Here is an 18,874-nt window from a genome sequence, read left to right on the forward strand (position 1 = left end):
CGCGCCACCCGCATGACCGAGTTCAAGGACGTCGAACGCGAGCTCGCCGGCTTCCGCCGCCGGATGGTCGTGATCGGCCTGCTCGTGCTGCTGGCCTTCGCCGGCCTGTTCGCGCGGCTGGTCGTCCTGCAGGTGGGGCGCCACGACGATCTGCGTGCCCAGGCCGAGCGCAACCGCACGGCCATCGTGCCGGTGGCGCCCACGCGCGGCCACATCCTGGACCGCAACGGCGTGGTGCTGGCCAGCAACTACTCGGCCTACACGTTGGAGATCACCCCGTCCAAGGTCGGCCCGCTGGAGCCGGCCATCGACGCGCTGTCCGAAGTCATCGAGGTCACGCCGCGCGACCGTCGGCGCTTTCGCAAGCTGCTCGACGAGTCGCGCAACTTCGAGTCGCTGCCGATCCGCACGCGGCTGTCCGACGAGGAGGTGGCGCGCTTCGCGGCCCAGCGCTACCGCTTTCCGGGCATGGACATCAAGGCCCGGCTGTTCCGCCACTACCCGCAGGGCGAGCTCGGCGCGCATGTGGTCGGCTACATCGGCCGCATCAACGCGGCCGAGAAGGCGCGCCTGGAAGAGACCGACGACGAAGGCAACTACAAGGGCACGGAGTACATCGGCAAGCTCGGCATCGAGCAGAGCTACGAGGCCGAGCTGCACGGCAAGACCGGCGTGGAGCAGATCGAAACCTCGGCCGGCGGCCGCGCGGTGCGGCGCCTGGCCAGCAGCAAGGCCACGCCGGGCAACACCGTGGTGCTGTCGATCGATGCGCGGCTGCAGAAGCTGGTCGAGGATCTGTACGGCGAGCGCCGCGGTGCGCTGGTCGCACTGGACCCGCAAACCGGCGAGGTGCTGGCCTTCGTCAGCAAGCCGACCTACGACCCCAACCTGTTCGTCGAGGGCATCGACCAGGAAAGCTGGGCCGCGCTGAGCGAGTCCATGGCCCGGCCGCTGCTGAACCGCGCGCTGCGCGGCACCTACCCGCCGGGCTCGACCTACAAGCCTTTCATGGGCCTGGCCGCGCTGGAGACCGGCAAGCGCCGGCCCGGCGACATCACGAGCGACGGCGGCTCCTGGACCTTCGGCGGCCACACCTACCGCAGCCACGGCGACGGCGGCCTGGGCGCGGTGGACCTGCACCGCAGCATCGTCAAGTCCAGCAACGTCTACTACTATTCCCTGGCCAACGACATGGGCGTGGACGCCATCCACGACTTCATGGCACCGCTGAGCTTCGGCCAGCTCACGGGCCTGGACATCAACGGCGAGGTGCGCGGCGTGCTGCCCAGCCAGGCCTGGAAACGCAAGGCCTACCGCCGGCCCGAGCACCAGAAGTGGTACGCGGGCGAGACCATCTCGCTGGGCATCGGTCAGGGCTACAACACCTTCACCATGCTGCAGCTGGCACAGGCCACGTCCATCCTGGCCAACAACGGCATCAAGCACCGGCCGCACCTGGCCCTGGCCGTGGAGGACAGCGTGACCGGCGAGCGGCGCCCGGTGGTGCGCGAGCCCGGCGTGAATCTCAACTACAGGCCCGAGAACGTGGCGGCGATCCGGCGCGCGCTGGTCGGCGTGACGCAGGAGGGCACGGCCACGCGTGTGTTCTCCGGTGCCGCCTACCTGTCGGGCGGCAAGACCGGCACGGCCCAGGCCGTGACCATCGGCCAGAAGAGCAAGTACAACGCCGCGGCGCTGGCCGAGTACCAGCGCGACCACGCGCTGTACATGGCGTTCGCGCCGGCCGACAAGCCCACCATCGCGCTGGCGCTCATCGTCGAGAACGCGGGCTGGGGGGCCGAGGCCGCCGCCCCGATCGCGCGCCGTGTGTTCGATTTCTGGGTGGCCGGCGTGTATCCCAACGAAGCCGACCTGGCCCATGTGCGCGCCGGCAAGGGCGGGCCGCCGCTGGGCAAGCCACGGCCGATCGCCGAGGTGCCCGACCTGCCGGCACCGCCCGTCGTGGGCGCGTCCATGGCCGACGCGGCGACGACGGGGCCGGTGCAGATGGCGCAGACGCCGACGCCGGCCGTTGCCCGCTGATCCCTGCACTCCCCCAACCGCCCGCGCAAAAAAAAACGCCGCAGAAGCGACGTTTCGAAGTTAGGAACATCTCGTACGGATGTCTGAGTGATGTCTTGGACTTGGTTGAATGTCTCCTCGGACCTCTCGTATCCGGTTGGCAAGGCCGCCGGACAACACAAAGGACTTTAGGACAATTTGTTCGTTGCGGGGCTCGGGATTTACCCTGCGTCAGTTGGCTGTCAGCGCGTGTGGGCGCGTCAGGACGCCGCTGCCGAACGACAGTTCCTGCTCGGCCATGAAGTCGCTCAAGCTGTAGTCGTCGGCGCGTTCGTGCTGCGCGGCCTCGGCTTCGCGGCGCTGGGTTTGGACCAATAGCGATTTCAAGGCCATGACCGTGCCGGGATCGAGTGCGCGCTCGCACTCGCGCAGGGTCTGTGCCACGTCGTCGGCCACCAGGTGGGCCTTGGCCGGATTGCGGTATTCCAGCGCGCGTGTGAGGCGCTGCGCCACGCGGCGCGTGGGCAGGAATTTGCTGCGTGCGAATTCGGGGCTCAGGCGGCTCAGCAGCAGCGACAGGCCGCCTGCGGCGATCTGCATCTGCGTGAGCCCTGCATCCTGGGTGATCCGGGGGAGCAGCAGCTCGGTGTTCCAGGGGCTTTCTTGTTGCAGCAGGGGCGAATCCATGGCGGCCGATTCTAGGAATCCCCGGCTGTGCGAATCGGCCGACAGACGGGGAAAAGCCAGGCTTTTGCCGGCTTCGGTGGTCAGCGTGGCTGCAGGTGGCCGAGCGGCAGCGCGCTGCTTTCCTTGACCTCGCCCAGCGAGAAGCTGGTGTGCAGGTCCTTCACATTGGGCAGGTTGATCAGCACCTCGCGCGCGAACTGGGCAAAGCTGTCCAGGTCGCGCGAGACCACCTGCAGCTCGAAGGTGCCGGCGCCGCTGATGTAGTGGCACGACACCACCTCGGGCAGCTTGCGGATCGCGTCTTCCAGCTCGCGCGTGACATTGCCGTTGTTGCGGTCGGCATCCAGCCGCACGAAGGCCAGCACCCCGAGACCGATGCGGCGCCGGTCGATCTCGGCGCGGTAGCCCTTGATGAAGCCGGACTCCTCCAGCGCCTTCACGCGGCGCCAGCAGGGCGCGGCCGACAGGCCCACGCGCTGCGCCAGCTCGGCGTTGCTGAGCCGGCCATCGGCCTGCAGTTCTTGCAGGATCGCACGGTCGAACTTGTCGAGTGTTTCCATGAATGCAAATCTACAGCAAGAAGCTTTCTGGAATGGCCGAAATCAAGGAAGCAAAAGCAAGGACATATCTGCGCCTTCTCAATACACTGGCCCGCAGAACCATCGCCAGCGCCCACGAGGCGCCAGCTTCACCTTCCGGAGACCTTCCACGATGAACGCACCGCTGCCCGAGCACATCCGCAAGGCGCTCGAGACCGTCACGCTCGACGACAAGTACAGCCTGGACCACGGCCGCGCCTTCATGAGCGGCGTGCAGGCCCTGGTCAAGCTGCCCATGCTGCAGCGCCTGCGCGATGCGCAGGTCGGCAAGAACACCGCGGGCTTCATCAGCGGCTACCGTGGCTCCCCCTTGGGCGGCTACGACCAGGCCCTGTGGAAGGCCAGCAAGTTCCTCAAGGCCCAGAACATCGTCTTCCAGCCCGGCGTGAACGAGGAACTGGCGGCCACCGCCCTGTGGGGCACGCAGCAACTGGGCTTCTCGCCGCCGGGCACCAATCGCTTCGACGGCGTGTTCGGCATCTGGTATGGCAAGGGCCCGGGCGTGGACCGTTGCTCCGACGTGTTCAAGCACGCCAACATGGCCGGCACCACGCCCTGGGGCGGCGTCATCGCCGTGGCCGGCGACGACCACATCTCCAAGAGCTCGACCGCCGCACACCAGAGCGACCACATCTTCAAGGCCTGCGGGCTGCCGGTGTTCTTCCCGGCCAACGTGCAGGAAATCCTGGACCTGGGCATCCACGCCTTCGCCATGAGCCGCTTCTCGGGCGTCTGGTCGGGCATGAAGACCATCCAGGAGATCGTCGAATCGAGCGCGACGGCGATGATCGACCCGGAGCGCGTGCAGATCCGCATCCCCACGGACTTCGAAATGCCGCCCGGCGGCGTGCACATCCGCTGGCCCGACCACGCGCTGGAGCAGGAAGCCCGGTTGTTCCACTACAAGTGGTATGCCGCGCTGGCCTACATCCGAGCCAACAAGCTGAACTACAACGTGATCGAGGGGGCAAACGACCGCTACGGCCTGATCGCCAGCGGCAAGGCCTACAACGACACGCGCCAGGCCCTGCTCGATCTGGGCCTGGACGACGCCAGCTGTCGCCAGCTCGGCATCCGGCTGCACAAGGTCGGCGTGGTCTGGCCGCTGGAGGCCCAGCTCACGCGCGACTTCGCCACCGGCATGCAGGAGATCCTGGTGGTGGAGGAAAAGCGCCAGGTCATCGAGTACCAGCTCAAGGAAGAGCTCTACAACTGGCGCTCGGACGTGCGGCCCAACGTGCTGGGCAAGTTCAACGAGGTCGCGGGCGATTTCTCGGGCGGCGAATGGTCCATGGCCAACCCCACGGCCAACACCTTGCTGCGTGCCAACGCCGACCTGTCGCCCGCGCTGATCGCCAAGGCCCTGGCCCAGCGGCTGCAGAAGACCGGCGTGCTGGCGGCAGGCGGCGCCGACATGGTGGCGCGCGTGGACGCGCAGTTGGCCATCCTGGAGGCCAAGGAGCGCTCCATGCAGGTGCTGGAAGTCGGCGGCGTGCAGGGTGCCGACCGGTTGCCCTGGTTCTGCTCGGGCTGCCCGCACAACACCTCCACCAAGGTACCCGAGGGCTCGCGTGCCATGGGCGGCATCGGCTGCCACTTCATGGCCACCTGGATGGACCGCTCGACCATCGGCTTCACGCAGATGGGCGGCGAGGGTGTGCCCTGGGTCGGCCAGCAGCCCTTCACGACCGACCAGCACATCTTCGCCAACCTGGGCGATGGCACCTACTTCCACAGCGGGTTGCTGGCAATCCGCCAGTCCATCGCGGCGGGCGTCAACATCACCTACAAGATCCTCTACAACGACGCGGTGGCCATGACCGGCGGCCAGCAGGTCGGCGAGCGGCCCGAGGGCCATTCGGTGCTGCAGATCGCCGAGAGCCTGCATGCCGAGGGCGCCAAGAAGGTCGTGGTCGTGACCGACGAGCCCGAGAAGTACCAGGGCGTGGCGATCCCGGGCGACCAGGTCACCGTGCACCACCGCGACCGGCTGGACGAGATCCAGCGCGAGTTCCGCGCCATCGCCGGCACCACGGCCATCATCTACGACCAGACCTGCGCGACCGAGAAGCGCCGCCGCCGCAAGCGCGGCACGGCCGTGGACCCGGCCAAGCGCGTGGTCATCAACGAACTGGTCTGCGAGGGCTGCGGCGACTGCAGCGTGCAGTCCAACTGCTTGTCGGTGGAGCCGCTGGAGACCGACTTCGGCCGCAAGCGCACCATCAACCAGAGCACCTGCAACAAGGACATGAGCTGCCTGAAGGGCTTCTGCCCGAGCTTCGTCACGGTGGAGGGCGGCAAGCTCAAGGGCAAGTCCAAGGCGCAGGCGCCGTCGCCGTTCGAGCTGGGTGCGCTGCCCGAGCCGCAGCTGCCGGCTGTGAGTGGCACCTGGGGCATCGTGGTCGCCGGCGTCGGCGGCACGGGCGTGATCACCATCGGCCAGCTGCTGGGCGTGGCCGCGCACCTGGAAGGCAAGGGCATCGTCACGCAGGATGCGGCGGGCCTGGCGCAAAAGGGGGGGGCCACATGGAGCCACGTGCTCATCGGCAACCACCAGGACGACATCCGCACCACGCGCGTGTCCATGGCCGCGGCCGACCTCGTGCTGGGCTGCGACCCGCTGGTGGCGGCCAACAAGGAGTCGACGATGCGCATGCGGGGCGGCCGCACGCATGTGGCGCTCAACGTGCACGGCGCGCCGACGGCGGCCTTCGTCAAGAACATCGAATGGCAGAACCCGGCCGACGCCTGCGCGGCCGAACTCGCGCAGATCGTCGGCGAGGCCGGCCTGGGCCGCTTCGACGCCGATGCCGCGGCCACCAAACTGATGGGCGACACCATCTATGTCAACCCCATGATGCTGGGCTATGCCTGGCAGAAGGGCTGGATCCCGCTGGCCTTCGATTCGCTGATGCGCGCGATCGAGCTCAATGCCGTGGCCGTGGCGCAGAACAAGGCGGCCTTCGCCTGGGGCCGCCGCGCAGCGGCCGAGCCGGCGGCCATGGAGCAGCTGCTGTCCGGCGCGGGCGGCAAGGTGCAGGTCATCGACTTCAAGAAGCGTGAGACGCTGGAGCAGATGGTCGCGCGCCGCGTGGAGTTCCTGACCGGTTACCAGAATGCGGCCTACGCCGCCGAGTACCAGGCCTTCGTCGAGAAGGTGCGCGCGCGCGAGCAAGCCATGGGCGCGCCCAGGCATCTTCCGCTCAGCGAGGCCGTGGCACGCTACCTGTTCAAGCTGATGGCCTACAAGGACGAGTACGAGGTGGCGCGGCTGCACACCGATCCGGCCTTCCTGGCCCGCGTGCATGGCATGTTCGAAGGCGACTACACACTGAACTACCATCTGGCGCCACCCATGACGGCGAAGAAGAACGCCAAGGGCGAGCTGCAAAAGCGCAAGTTCGGCCCCTCCATGCTGACCGGCTTCAAGATCCTGGCCAGGTTCAAGGGTCTGCGCGGCACGGTGCTCGACGTGTTCGGTCGCACCGAGGAGCGGCGGACCGAGCGCGCGCTGGTCAAAGAGTACCGCGCCAGCATCGACGAGGTGCTGGCCGGCCTGAACGCCGCCAACCACGCCGTGGCGCTGGACATCGCGCGCATCCCCGAGCAGATCAAGGGCTACGGCCATGTGAAGGAGCGCAACCTGGCGGCAGCCCGCCAGAAGTGGGCGCAGCTGCAGGCCGCGTTCCGCGATCCGTCCAGCCAGGCGCGCGCCGCCTGAGGCCCTGCCCCCGGCCGGCCTTATGCCGGCTGGGGCCTCCGCGCCCCGCCCGGGCCGGCGGCATACAATCGCCTGTTTTTCGCCCGCTTCGTGCGTTTACTGCGCGCGGCGTTGCGCGCATTCGTGCGCTTTTCGATCTTTGCATCCTCGTCTGGAGACGCTTCGTGCTGATTTCTTCCGCTTTTGCCCAAACCGCGCCTGCTGCAGCTTCCGGTGGTGGCGACCTGATGTCGTCCTTGGGCAGCATGCTGCCGCTGCTGCTGATGTTCGTGGTGCTGTACTTCATCATGATCCGTCCGCAGATGAAGAAGCAGAAGGAGCACCGCGCCATGATCGACGCGCTGGCCAAGGGCGACGAGATCGCCACCGCCGGCGGGCTGATCGGCAGGGTGACCAAGCTGGGCGAAGGTTCGCTGAGCGTGGAGATCGCCACGGGCGTGGAGGTGCAGCTGCAGCGCCACGCCGTGGTGCAGGTGCTGCCCAAGGGCACCCTCAAGTAATTCCTGTCTGTCTGGAAGGCGCCTTGCGGCGCGCGAGCGATCATGAACCGTTATCCGGTATGGAAGTACGTGACCATCGTGGTCGTGCTGCTGCTGGGGCTGATCTACGCCCTGCCCAATTTCTACGGCGAAGCGCCGGCCGTGCAGGTGTCTGCCGGCAAGGCCAGCGTGAAGGTGGATGCCGCCACGCGTGAGCGCGTCGAGCAGATCCTGAAAGAGGCGGGTGCCACGCCCGACCTGGTGTCGCTGGACGGCGGCTCGGTGCGCGCGCGCTTCGCGACGCCGGACGAGCAGCTCAAGGCGCGCGACGCGCTGCAGCGCGCGCTGGTGCCCGACACGGCCGACCCGTCCTACGTGGTGGCGCTGAACCTCGTGCCGCGTTCGCCGGCTTGGCTGGCCGCACTCAACGCCCACCCCATGTACCTGGGCCTGGACCTGCGCGGCGGCGTGGACTTCCTGCTGCAGGTGGACATGAAGGGTGCCATCGACAAGCGCGCCGAATCCTTCGCTGGCGACCTGCGCACGGCGCTGCGCGACAAGAACATCCGCGGTGCCTCGGTCAACCGCAGCGGCCAGAACGTGGAAATCACCTTCCGCGACGCGCAGGCGCTGGCCGCGGCCAGGAACGTGATCCAGGACCAGTTCCCCGACCTGTCGTCCACCGACAGCCAGGAAGGCAACACCTGGAGACTGGTCGCCAGCATCAAGCCGGAGGCCGCGCGCCGCCTGCAGGACGCCGCGCTCAAGCAGAACATCACCACGCTGCACAACCGGATCAACGAACTCGGCGTGGCCGAGCCTGTGATCCAGCAGCAGGGCCTGGAACGCATCGTGGTCCAGTTGCCCGGCGTGCAGGACACGGCCAAGGCCAAGGACATCCTGGGCCGCACGGCCACGCTGGAGGTGCGCCTGGTCGACGAGAGCACCGAGGCGCGCAGCGCCGAGACCGGCAGCGGCGCCGTGCCGTTCGGCTCCGAGCGCTACCCGGACCGCGCCGGCCAGAACGTCATCGTCAAGCGCCAGGTGGTGCTGACCGGCGAGAACCTGACCGACGCCCAGCCCGGCTTCGACAGCCAGACCCAGCAGCCCACCGTCAACCTGACGCTGGACGCCAAGGGCGCCCGCATCTTCAAGGACGTCACGCGCGAGAACATCAACAAGCGCATGGCCATCATCCTGTTCGAGAAGGGGCGCGGCGAGGTCGTCACCGCGCCCGTGATCCGCACCGAGATCGCCGGCGGCCGTGTGCAGATCTCCGGCAGCATGACCACCACCGAAGCCAACGACACGGCGCTGCTGCTGCGCGCCGGCTCGCTGGCCGCGCCGATGGAGATCATCCAGGAGCGCACCATCGGCCCGAGCCTGGGCGCCGACAACATCAGCAAGGGCTTCAACAGCGTGCTGTACGGTTTCCTGGCCATCATGGTGTTCATGTGCGCCTATTACGCGCTGTTCGGCGTGTTCTCGTCGATCGCGCTGGCGTTCAACCTGCTGCTGCTGGTGGCCGTGCTGTCCATGTTGCAGGCCACGCTCACGCTGCCCGGCATCGCTGCCATGGCACTGGCCATCGGCGTGGCCATCGACTCGAACGTGCTGATCAACGAGCGTGTGCGCGAGGAGCTGCGCACCGGGGCCTCGCCACAGGCCGCCATCCACGCGGGCTACGACCGCGCCTGGGGCACCATCCTGGACTCCAACGTCACCACGCTGATCGCCGGCGTGGCGCTGCTGGCCTTCGGCTCCGGCCCGATCCGCGGCTTCGCCGTGGTGCACTGCCTGGGCATCGTGACCTCCATGTTCTCGGCCGTGTTCTTCTCGCGCGCGCTGGTAAACCTCTGGTATGGCCGGCAGAAGAAGCTCAAGAGCGTGTCCATCGGTACCGTCTGGCGGCCCGAGTCGGACCCCCAGGCTGTGCCGGCCAAGTAAAGGCGGGAGAGAAGAATGGAATTTTTCCGCATCCGCAAGACCATCCCGTTCATGCGCCACGCGCTGGTGCTGAACGCGATCTCGTTCCTGACCTTCGCGCTGGCCGTGTTCTTCCTGTTCCACCGCGGGCTGCACCTGTCGGTGGAGTTCACGGGCGGTACCGTGATGGAAGTGGCCTACGAGCAATCGGCCGACATCGGCAAGGTGCGCGAAACCATCGGCACGCTCGGCTACTCCGAGGTGCTGGTGCAGGCCTACGGCTCCTCGCGCGACGTGCAGATCCGCCTGCCCGCGCGCAAGGACATGAATGCGACCCAGCAGAGCGACCAGGTCGTCCAGGCGCTCAAGGCGGTGGACCCCGGCGTCACGCTGCGCGGCGTGGAGTTCGTCGGCCCGCAGGTCGGCGAGGAGCTGACCACCAACGGCCTGAAGGCGCTGGCCATGGTGGTGATCGGCATCATGGTCTACCTGGCGTTCCGCTTCGAGTGGAAGTTCGCCGTGTCCACGGTCTTCGCCAACCTGCACGACGTGGTCATCATTCTGGGCTTCTTCGCCTTCTTCCAGTGGGAGTTCTCACTGGCGGTGCTGGCGGCCGTGCTGGCGGTGCTGGGCTACTCGGTCAACGAGTCGGTCGTGATCTTCGACCGCGTGCGCGAGAACTTCCGGCGCTACCGCAAGCTGACCACGCAGGAAGTGATCGACTCGGCCATCACCAGCACCATCAGCCGCACCATCATCACCCACGGTTCGACGCAGCTGGTGGTGCTGTCCATGTTCTTCTTCGGCGGCCCCACGCTGCATTACTTCGCACTGGCCTTGACCATCGGCATCTGCTTCGGCATCTACTCGTCGTGCTTCGTCGCGGCGGCCATCGCGATGTGGCTGGGTGTCAAGCGCGAGGATCTGGTGAAAGTCGCCAGGAAGGATGAAGATCCGAACGACCCGAATTCGGGCGCCGTCGTCTAGAAGGGCAGCCACCGAACGTCCATGTCCACCACCGCCACTCCCGACCATCCGCTAGCCCGGCGCACGCGCCAGCATTTCGTGGCCGAACTCAGCCGCCGCCTGGGCGAGGTCGGTGCCGCGGTCAAGGAACGCCTGACGCAGGCGCTGGAGCAGGTCAGCTCGGTACGCGAGATGCAGGAGCGGCGCGACGCGTGGACGCTGTTCCAGAGCCATGGCCGCGCCTGGGAAGAGGCCGTGGCTGCTGCCTGGCAGCGCGCGGCCCGGGCCGATCCGGCGGCCGTGCCGTCCAAGCCGGTGCCGCCGGTGCTCGAGTTGACGCTGGTCGGCGACGACGTCGTCGAGAACAAGATCCTGGCCTCGCGCCTGGCGCTGGCCCTGCAGGAACGCATCGGTGGGCCGCTGGCCGAATTGTGCGTTCGGGTGCAGCAGCTCGAAAAGAGCGACGAGCTCGGGCCGGACGACGTGCTGCGGCCCGAGACCCTGATGCGGTTGCTGATCGAGCAATGGCTGGCAACCCGCCTGCCGCGTGCCAGCCTCTTGCTCGTGGTCGAGACCCTGCAGCGCGAACTGGCTGCCCATGTGCTGGATGCCTGCAAGTCCTGCGAGGCCCTGCTGGTGTCTTCGGGCGTGCAGACCGACGGCGAGACCAAGTACCGCGTGCGCCTGACGCAGATGTCTTCCGCTTCTCCGGGGCAGCATGCGGCCCAGGCACGGCGCGAAGCGCCGACCGGCCAGGACGCGCTGGACAGCGTGCTGCCCGACCCTGCGCGCCGCGGCCCCGACACCGCGCAGCCGCTTGCGCGCGACGATGGCCAGCGCAACCGCCACCTCGCCGACGGCCAGATGGTGGCTGCCATGTCGCCGCTGGCGCGCGCGCGCCGCCGTGCCCAGGGCGTGCTGGGCCAGCTGCGCCGCGTGCTGAGCGAGCAGACCGCCGGCATCTTCGAGGCCACCGCCAAGCAGGAGATCACGCCGACGCTGGCCCACGCACTGCAGCGCAGCCAGAGCATGGTCGACCCCGACATGCTGATCGGCGACACCGAATCGGCCGACGGCGTGGCCTACACCCAGGCCAGCGTGGTCCGCGTGGCTGGCGTGCTGCGCGAGCGCTCCAACGAACTCAAGAAGAAGGCCTCCACCGATGGTGAGAAGGCCACCATCGAGATCGTGGCGTTGATGTTCCAGAGCATCCTGGCCGAGGAGCGCATCCCGGCGGCGGTGCGCGTCTGGTTCGCGCGGCTGCAGCTGCCGGTGCTGCGCGTGGCGCTGGCCGAGCCCGAGTTCTTCGGCACGCTGAACCATCCGGCGCGCCAGCTGATCGACCGCATGGGTTCCTGTGCGCTGGGCTTCGATGCCCATGCCATCGGCGGCAGTGCGCTGGAGGCCGAGATCCGGCGCGTGGTGCAGGTCATCGAGCAGTACCCGGAGACCGGCCGGCGCGTGTTCCAGCTGGTCTACGACGAGTTCCAGAAGTTCCTGTCCAAGTACCTGACGGAGAAAGGCGCGGCCTCCAAGGTGGTCAGCGTCGCGCAGCAGGTCGAGCAGAAGGAGACGCTCGCGATCCAGTACACGATCGAGCTGCGCAACATGCTCAAGGACATGCCGGTGCGCGACGAGGTGCGCGAGTTCCTGTTCAAGGTCTGGGCCGAGGTGCTGGCCATGGCCGCCGTGCGCAAGGGCGCGCAGGACGAGGAGACCGTGGCCTTCAAGCGCTCGGCCGCCGACCTGGTCTGGGCCGCCAGCGCCAAGCCCAACCGGGCCGACCGCGCGCGCGTCATCCAGAGCCTGCCGGCGCTGCTGCAGCGCCTGCGCCAGGGCATGACGCTGCTGGGCCTGTCCTCGCCGGTGCAGGAAGGCCACATCAAGCGCATCAGCGACACGTTGGCCGACGCCTTCATGTCCAAGACCGAGGCGATTCCGCAAGCCCGCATCGACATGATGGCCCAGCGCCTGGCCAACCTGGAGGATTTCGTCAGCGACGAGAGCATGGGTGACCTGCCGCTGGACGCCGACAGCATCGAACTCATGCTGGGCATCGACGCCTCGTCCATCGACGTGATCCCGGATGCCGGCGCCAAGCCCAGCGAAGCCATGCTGGCCTGGGCGCACGAACTGCAACTGGGCCACTGGTTCACGCTGGACCACAACCAGAAGATCAGCCAGGTGCAGCTGGCCTGGCGCAGCGAACGCAGGCAACTGTTCCTGTTCGCGGCCATGGACGGCCGCAGCACGCTGATCCAGGCCAAGCGCCTGGCCGCCTACCTGCAGGCTGGCCTGCTGATCCCGCAGGAAGAGGAAGCGCTCACCTTGCGCGCGACGCGCCAGGCGCTCGAAAAGCTGGACGCCAACCCGGGGCGGCTGCTGGCGGTTTGAGCAGCCGCCTCAGTGCGCCAGGCGCGCCGAGGTGTCCTGCGACAGCTCGTCCAGCACCAGCGCATCGGGCTCGGTGCCGCTGCTCCAGTAGACCATCAGCACGATCATCTTGAACTCGGACAGCGCCACCGGCGCGCCAGGCGCGGCCATGGCCCGATCCACCACGAGCTCGCGCTGCGCCGCCGGCAGCACGCCGGCGCCCTCGAGCAGGTGCACGAAACCCAGGCATTCCGCGCCCAGATGCTCGCGTTCGGCGGGCGTGTAGACCCGCATGGCCGTGCTGGGCGGCAGCGCCTCGTGCACGGTGCCGACGCGCAAGCCGCTGAGCCAATCCAGCGCCTGGCTGATTTCCTCGGCCTCGAATCCGACGGCACTGAGCTTGCGGCCCAGCTGCTGCGGTTCGGGGCAGGCATCGCCGCGCCAGTAGTTTTCGTAGACGTAAGCGAGCACTTCGAACATGGGCCCAATATAGCGCAGCAGCCTGTCAGGTTTGTCAGGCGGCCGCGAAGCGCTGGAACAGCGCACCGGGCAGGCGCACGATGTGGCCGTCCAGTTCCAGCTCCAGCAGGCGGGCCTGCAGGATCGCGGTCGGCAGGCCGGTGCGGGCCGCCAGCGCATCCAGGCCCATGGGGTCGAAGCCGATGTGGGCCAGCACGTCGTCGTCGGGCCGCGGTTCGGCCGGCGCAGGGGCCGCGGCCGCTGCGGTCGCCGCATCGAATTCCTCCAGCACCTCCTCGATCCGGGTGACCAGCTTGGCGCCTTGCTGGATCAGCTGGTGGCAGCCACCCGCCTGCGGCGCATGGATGGAGCCGGGGATGGCGAACACCTCCCTGCCTTGCTCCGCCGCCAGCCGCGCGGTGATCAGCGAGCCCGAGCGCAGCGCAGCCTCCACCACCAGCGTGCCGCGGCTGAGCCCGGCGATCAGGCGGTTGCGGCGCGGAAAATTGGCGGCCAGCGGCGGCGTGCCGAGCGGGTACTCGGACAGCAGCATGCCGCGCGCGGAGATGGCGCGGGCCAGCGCGAGGTGGACCTTGGGGTAGACGCTGTCCAGCCCGGTGCCGACCACGGCCACGGTGGCCGGCTGGGACGCGTCGTCGGCCATGCCTTCCAGCGCGCCTTCGTGCGCCGCCCCGTCCACGCCCTGTGCCAGGCCGGAGACGATGGTCCAGCCGGCCGAGGCGGCCCCGCGCGCGAACTGCCGGGCATGGGCCAAGCCCTGGGGTGTGGGCTTGCGGCTGCCCACGATGGCGAGGCCGCGCCCTGCGGCGGCGAAGGCCTGCCAGCGCGCCAGCGCGCCTGTCGCGTAGAGCAGCAGCGGCGGGTCGGCCATGTTCAGCAGCGCCGCGGGATAGTCGTCCTGGCCTGGCACCAGCACGCGGCGCTGCTCAGGCCGCTGCTGCAGCCACTGCCAGGTCTTTTCCAGCAGGTCCGCATGGCCGGCCGGTGGTTCGGCCAGGTGCCGCAGCTGGCGCGCATTCACCACTCGGGCCAGCACGGAAACGTCCTGCTCGAACACCGCCTGCGGCGTGCCGAAGGCCGTCAGCAGGCGGCGCGCGGCGTCGTTGCCGATCTCCGGCGTGCCCAGCAGCCGGAGCCAGTGGCCGAGTTCGCTGCGCTCCATGGGCGGCGCCCTCGGGGCATGGGCCTCAGCGTGGCGCGACCAGCCGGTCGCCGACCTTCACGCCGCTCTGGATGCCCAGGATCAGGCCGTAGGACACGCGCTCGAAGGTGCGGAACACCATCAGCGTGCCGTTGGTCTCGTCGGGCAGCTTGAGCATGGCCTTGGCCGGGTCGGTGCTGTCCGGCAGGCGCCCGCCATCGCTGAGCAGCGTGAGCACGTGGCCGCGTTCCAGGCCATCGCGCGTGCCCTTGTTGATGGCCACCACCTGGCTCTGGGCTGCGTTGGTGTTGGAGATGCCGCTGCTGCCGTAGATCGACACCACACGGCCGTCGATGGCGCCGGACGGCGCGTGTGGCACATAGCGCGTCAGCTCGGGTGGCGGCTCGGGCAGCAGCCGGTCGCCCACGCGGATGTCCTCCTTGGACACCAGGATGTCCATGGACGCGGGCACCACCTCCACGGTGGTCTTGCCGTCCTTGTCGGTGATCTCGCGCGTGCCCTCACCCTGCAGCAGCTGGGCCTTGCCCAGGTAGTAGGCCTCGTAGCCCAGCACCTCGCCGGACACCGGGTCCTTGAGCGGCACGGCGTTTCGCACCACGCGGAAGGCGGCCGGCTGGCCCGGCACGGGCGCCAGCGGGAACTCCACCGAGCCGCGGGCGTAGGCGCGGTCGCCCTTGGCCAGCATCACGCGCTGCTCGCGCGTGGCCACGATGCGCGGCGCGTTCTGCAGCGCGTTCTCCTCGACGACCAGCGACTCGGTCAGAAAGGGTTCGATGGCGCTGGGCGACAACGTGGGCAGCGCGCTGTCGGCCAGCGAGGTCGAGCGCACGCGGGGCGACACGCGCACCGTGGCCAGGCCATCAGCACCGGGTGCCCGCGTGCTCAGCCGCGCGCGGTCACCGTCCTTGTGCAGGAACAGCTGCTGGCCGGGGTAGATCAGGTGCGGGTTGCGGATGTCCTGCAGGTTCATGCCCCACAGCTCGGGCCAGCGCCAGGGCCGGACCAGGAACAGGCCGGAGATGCCCCACAGCGTGTCGCCGCTCTTGACCGTGTAGCTGTCCGGTGCGTCGGGCGCCAGTTCCGACAGGGCTACGCCGCGCTGGGCCACCTGGACGGCGGTGTCGCGCTGCGTGGGCGTGACCGGGTGGTTCTGGGCCTTCACAGGGGCGGCCAGCAGGGTGGCCGCGGCAGCCAGCGCGGCGATTCCCAGGCTGTGGTGGGTCATGCGTTGCACCAGAAACATCCTTTGAGCGAAGCGTGATGGTGGCCGCGCCGTTCGGAAATCGCGCGAAATATCGCCGGCAATTGTGCGCGTGAGCCCCTGATCGGACAACGATTATTGCCCTGGCCGCCCAGGCCGGTCGTCAAAAGTGGCGAAAATAGCCACAACTCCGATCTTTGCGTTTCCATGGCCCTGCTTCCGATTCTTCAATACCCCGACGCCAGGCTGCACAAGGTGGCCAAGCCGGTGGTCACCGTGGACGACCGCATCCGGGCCCTGGTGGCCGACATGCTCCAGACCATGTACGACGCCAAGGGCATCGGCCTGGCCGCCACGCAGGTCGATGTGCACGAGCGCGTGATCGTGATCGACGTGTCCGAAGAGCGCGACCAGCCACTGGTCCTCATCAACCCCGAGATCACCTGGTCCAGCCCCGAGCGCGAGCTCGGCGAAGAGGGCTGCCTGTCCGTGCCCGGCATCTACGACGGTGTCGAGCGCGCCAGCCGCATCCGCGTGCAAGCCCTCGATGGCGAAGGCCAGTCGCGCAGCGTCGAGGCCGAAGGTCTCCTGGCCATCTGCATCCAGCACGAGATGGATCACCTGCTGGGCAAGGTGTTCGTCGAATACCTGTCGCCGCTCAAGCGCAATCGCATCAAAACCAAGATGCTCAAGGCCCAGCGCGACCTGGCGCGCGACGCGGCCTGACCCTCATGCTGCGCCTGCTTGCCGCTGCGCTGCCCCTGCTGCTGGCAGCATGCGCCAGCGTGCAGCCCGGCATGACGCGCGAGCAGGTGCTGGCCTCCTGGGGCCAGCCCACGCGCAGCGTCGCCTTGCCGGACGGCCAGCGGCTGCAGTACTCGCAGCAGCCATCCGGCCAGCGGGTCTTCATGGTCGACGTGGACGCCGGCGGCCAGGTGCGCAGTGTGCGCCAGGTCATGAACCGCAGTGACTTCGCGCGCATCGCCACCGATGGCTCGTGGATGCGCGCGGACGTCGAGCGCGAGTTCGGCCCCGCCCCGGACAACGAGCGCGTCAGCAGCTGGGACGGCCCCATCCTGACCTACCGCTGGCGCGAAGGCATGATCGACCTCTACTACTGGGTCTACCTGGACTCCGCCGGCGTGGTGCGCCGTGCCCATGAGGGCGTGGACTGGCGCAACATGCGACACACCATCAACTGATCCATGCGCATTGTTTTTGCGGGTACACCCGAGTTCGCACGGGTGGCCCTGGCGGCCCTGCACGCCCACGGTTTCGAGATTCCCCTCGTGCTGACCCAGCCCGACCGGCCCGCCGGCCGCGGCATGAAGCTGCAGGCCTCGCCGGTCAAGCAGTGCGCGCTGGAGAACGGCTGGCCCGTGGCCCAGCCGCGCAGCCTGCGGCTGGACGGCAAGTACCCTGAGGACGCGGCTGCCGCGCGCGCGGCCCTGCTGGCCGCGCGGCCGGACGCCATGGTGGTTGCCGCCTACGGCCTGATCCTGCCCCAATGGGTGCTGGACCTGCCGCGCCTGGGGTGCCTGAACATCCACGCCAGCCTGCTGCCGCGCTGGCGCGGTGCCGCGCCCATCCACCGCGCCATCGAGGCCGGCGATGCGCAGACCGGCGTGACCATCATGCAGATGGACGCCGGCCTGGACACCGGCGACATGCTGGTGGAAGAGTCGCTCGCCATCGGCGAGGACAGCACTGCCCAGCTGCACGACCGCCTGGCCGAACAGGGCGGGCGCCTGATCGTCGAGGCATTGCGCCAGGCCGAAGCCGGCCGCCTGCGGCCCCGGCCCCAGCCGGCCGAAGGCGTCACCTACGCCCACAAGATCGAGAAGGCCGAGGCGCCCATCGACTGGACACTGCCGGCTGTCACCATCGTGCGCCGGCTGCGCGCCTTCGACCCGTTCCCGGGCGCGACCACGCAGCTCGGCGGCGAAACGCTCAAGTGCTGGGCCGGCCGCGTGCTGCCCGATGCCACCGCTCTGCCGCCCGGCACCGTGCTGGCGGCCGACGCCGCGGGCCTGGCCGTGGCCACCGGCGACGGCGTGCTGCTGCTGACCGAGTTGCAGCGTGCTGGCGGCAAACGCCTGCCGGCCGCGGCCGTGCTGGCGGGCTTCTCCATCCAGCGCGGCCAGGTACTGGGCTGATGTTCTGGTCCGCAGAGGTGCGGCGCCGGCCGGCGTTCGGTGAAGCCTGGCGCGAGATGCTGCCCGTGGCCATGGGCATCGGCGCCTGGGGCCTCATGACGGGCGTGGCCATGCTCAAGTCCGGCCTGTCGGTGGTCGAGGCCGTGGCCATGACGCTGCTGGTCTACGCCGGCAGTTCGCAGCTGGCGGCCCTGCCTCTGCTGGTCGCCGGCGCGCCGTTCTGGGTGATCCTGGCCACGGGCTTCTGCGTGAACCTGCGCTTCGTGGTGTTCAGCCTGCACCTGCGGCCCTACCTGCTCTACATGCCGCGCTGGCGCCGGCTGCTGCACGGCTACCTGACGGCCGACATGAGCTATGCCATGTTTACGCGCCGCTTCGCGACGCCGGGCCAGACGCCGGACGAGCGCGCGGCACAGGAAGCCTTCCTGACCGGCGGCTACTGCGTGACCTGGATCGCGTGGATGGGCATGAGCCTCATCGGCATCGCGTTGGCCAACTTCATCCCGACGCACTGGGGCCTGGGCTTCGCGGGCGTGCTGAGCCTGGTGGCCATCGTGTGTTCGATGGCGACCACGCGGCTGCGCATCCTGGCCGCACTGATCGCCTCGGCCACGGCGGTGGCAGCCTACGCCCTGCCGCTCAGGCTCAACATCGTCGCGGGCATCGGCATGGCGGTGCTGGCCTGCTTCTGGCTGGAGAAGCAACTGGGCCTCGACGCCGACGCCGAGGACGAGAAATGAGCGGCACGACCGACCTGTGGACGCTGGCCGTCATCGTCGGGCTGGCCGGCGTGACGGTGCTCACGCGCTGCTTCTTCTTCATCCTGGACCGCCCCTGGGGCCTGCCCGACTGGGCGCACCGCGCGCTGCACTACGCGCCGGTGGCGGCGCTGGCCGCGGTCATCGCGCCCGAGATCCTGATGAGCAACGGCCAGTTCGTCGCCACCTGGCAGGACGCACGCCTGTACGCCACCGCGGTCGGCGCAGCCTGGTACTTCTGGCGTGGCGGTGTGCTGGGCACCATGCTGGTGGGCATGGCCGTGTATCTGCCCTTGCACCTGGGGCTGGGCTGGTAGGGGTGGTTTCTACAATGGGCGGCTGTC

Annotated in this window: 16 protein-coding genes; 11 read left to right on the forward strand and 5 right to left on the reverse strand. The window is 68.8% G+C overall.

Annotation, left to right across the window (positions count from 1 at the left end; all coding sequences use genetic code 11):
- Positions 1-12 precede the first annotated feature (12 nt).
- Positions 13-2,043 (forward strand): penicillin-binding protein 2, encoded by a 2,031-nt coding sequence (mrdA, locus tag ASF45_RS28470; RefSeq protein WP_056671515.1) that lies wholly within the window; start codon positions 13-15, stop codon positions 2,041-2,043.
- 210 nt (positions 2,044-2,253) lie between these two features.
- On the opposite strand, the gene ASF45_RS28475 is transcribed toward mrdA, so the two are convergent.
- Complete coding sequence (locus ASF45_RS28475; RefSeq protein WP_056671517.1) at positions 2,254-2,709, reverse strand: hypothetical protein; 456 nt, start codon at positions 2,707-2,709, stop codon at positions 2,254-2,256.
- 80 nt (positions 2,710-2,789) lie between these two features.
- A complete protein-coding gene (locus ASF45_RS28480; RefSeq protein ID WP_056671519.1) occupies positions 2,790-3,269 on the reverse strand; it encodes an Lrp/AsnC family transcriptional regulator in 480 nt (159 codons plus the stop codon).
- A gap of 151 nt (positions 3,270-3,420) precedes the next feature.
- On the opposite strand from ASF45_RS28480, the gene ASF45_RS28485 reads away from it, so the two are divergent.
- From ASF45_RS28485 to ASF45_RS28505, 5 genes are all read left to right on the forward strand, one after another.
- Positions 3,421-7,029 (forward strand): indolepyruvate ferredoxin oxidoreductase family protein, encoded by a 3,609-nt coding sequence (locus ASF45_RS28485; protein WP_056671521.1) that lies wholly within the window; start codon positions 3,421-3,423, stop codon positions 7,027-7,029.
- Positions 7,030-7,193: 164 nt separating this feature from the next.
- Positions 7,194-7,529, forward strand: coding sequence for a preprotein translocase subunit YajC (gene yajC / locus ASF45_RS28490; protein WP_056671523.1), 336 nt, complete (start codon positions 7,194-7,196; stop codon positions 7,527-7,529).
- A gap of 42 nt (positions 7,530-7,571) precedes the next feature.
- Positions 7,572-9,455 carry a protein translocase subunit SecD gene (gene secD / locus ASF45_RS28495; RefSeq protein WP_056671525.1) on the forward strand — a complete coding sequence of 628 codons (1,884 nt, stop codon included), beginning with the start codon at positions 7,572-7,574 and terminating at the stop codon, positions 9,453-9,455.
- A gap of 15 nt (positions 9,456-9,470) precedes the next feature.
- Positions 9,471-10,421: a protein translocase subunit SecF gene (secF, locus tag ASF45_RS28500; protein WP_056671527.1), complete on the forward strand. Its 951-nt coding sequence runs from the start codon at positions 9,471-9,473 to the stop codon at positions 10,419-10,421.
- Between the two features lie 21 nt (positions 10,422-10,442).
- The gene (locus ASF45_RS28505) at positions 10,443-12,794 is read left to right on the forward strand and encodes a DUF1631 family protein (RefSeq protein ID WP_056671529.1); all 2,352 of its coding nucleotides are present in this window, start codon (positions 10,443-10,445) and stop codon (positions 12,792-12,794) included.
- A 9-nt stretch (positions 12,795-12,803) separates the two neighbouring features.
- Here the strand turns inward: ASF45_RS28505 and ASF45_RS28510 are convergent, their stop codons facing one another.
- The 3 genes from ASF45_RS28510 to ASF45_RS28520 are packed head-to-tail and all read right to left on the reverse strand — an operon-like array spanning position 12,804 to position 15,658.
- Positions 12,804-13,253, reverse strand: a complete 450-nt coding sequence (locus tag ASF45_RS28510) for a DUF494 family protein (protein WP_056671531.1) — start codon at positions 13,251-13,253, stop codon at positions 12,804-12,806.
- A gap of 34 nt (positions 13,254-13,287) precedes the next feature.
- Positions 13,288-14,415 carry a DNA-processing protein DprA gene (gene dprA / locus ASF45_RS28515; RefSeq protein WP_056671533.1) on the reverse strand — a complete coding sequence of 376 codons (1,128 nt, stop codon included), beginning with the start codon at positions 14,413-14,415 and terminating at the stop codon, positions 13,288-13,290.
- Between the two features lie 25 nt (positions 14,416-14,440).
- On the reverse strand, positions 14,441-15,658 hold the full coding sequence (locus ASF45_RS28520) for a LysM peptidoglycan-binding domain-containing protein (RefSeq protein WP_056671535.1): 1,218 nt from the start codon (positions 15,656-15,658) through the stop codon (positions 14,441-14,443).
- A 165-nt stretch (positions 15,659-15,823) separates the two neighbouring features.
- Between ASF45_RS28520 and def the strand changes: the two genes are divergently transcribed.
- The 5 genes from def to ASF45_RS28545 are packed head-to-tail and all read left to right on the forward strand — an operon-like array spanning position 15,824 to position 18,847.
- Entirely contained in the window at positions 15,824-16,342 is a 519-nt protein-coding gene (gene def, locus ASF45_RS28525; protein ID WP_056671537.1) for a peptide deformylase, read from the forward strand.
- Positions 16,343-16,347: 5 nt separating this feature from the next.
- Complete coding sequence (gene bamE / locus ASF45_RS28530) at positions 16,348-16,818, forward strand: outer membrane protein assembly factor BamE (protein WP_056671539.1); 471 nt, start codon at positions 16,348-16,350, stop codon at positions 16,816-16,818.
- Positions 16,819-16,821: 3 nt separating this feature from the next.
- Positions 16,822-17,772, forward strand: coding sequence for a methionyl-tRNA formyltransferase (fmt, locus tag ASF45_RS28535; protein ID WP_056671541.1), 951 nt, complete (start codon positions 16,822-16,824; stop codon positions 17,770-17,772).
- Positions 17,772-18,512 carry an AzlC family ABC transporter permease gene (locus ASF45_RS28540; protein WP_056671543.1) on the forward strand — a complete coding sequence of 247 codons (741 nt, stop codon included), beginning with the start codon at positions 17,772-17,774 and terminating at the stop codon, positions 18,510-18,512. The genes fmt and ASF45_RS28540 overlap by 1 nt, the downstream gene beginning before the upstream one ends.
- The gene (locus tag ASF45_RS28545; protein ID WP_056671545.1) at positions 18,509-18,847 is read left to right on the forward strand and encodes an AzlD domain-containing protein; all 339 of its coding nucleotides are present in this window, start codon (positions 18,509-18,511) and stop codon (positions 18,845-18,847) included. Before ASF45_RS28540 ends, ASF45_RS28545 begins: the two co-directional genes overlap by 4 nt.
- The last annotated feature ends 27 nt before the right edge of the window (positions 18,848-18,874 follow it).

Source organism: Pseudorhodoferax sp. Leaf265 (assembly GCF_001422365.1).
Classification (GTDB): domain Bacteria; phylum Pseudomonadota; class Gammaproteobacteria; order Burkholderiales; family Burkholderiaceae_C; genus Pseudorhodoferax.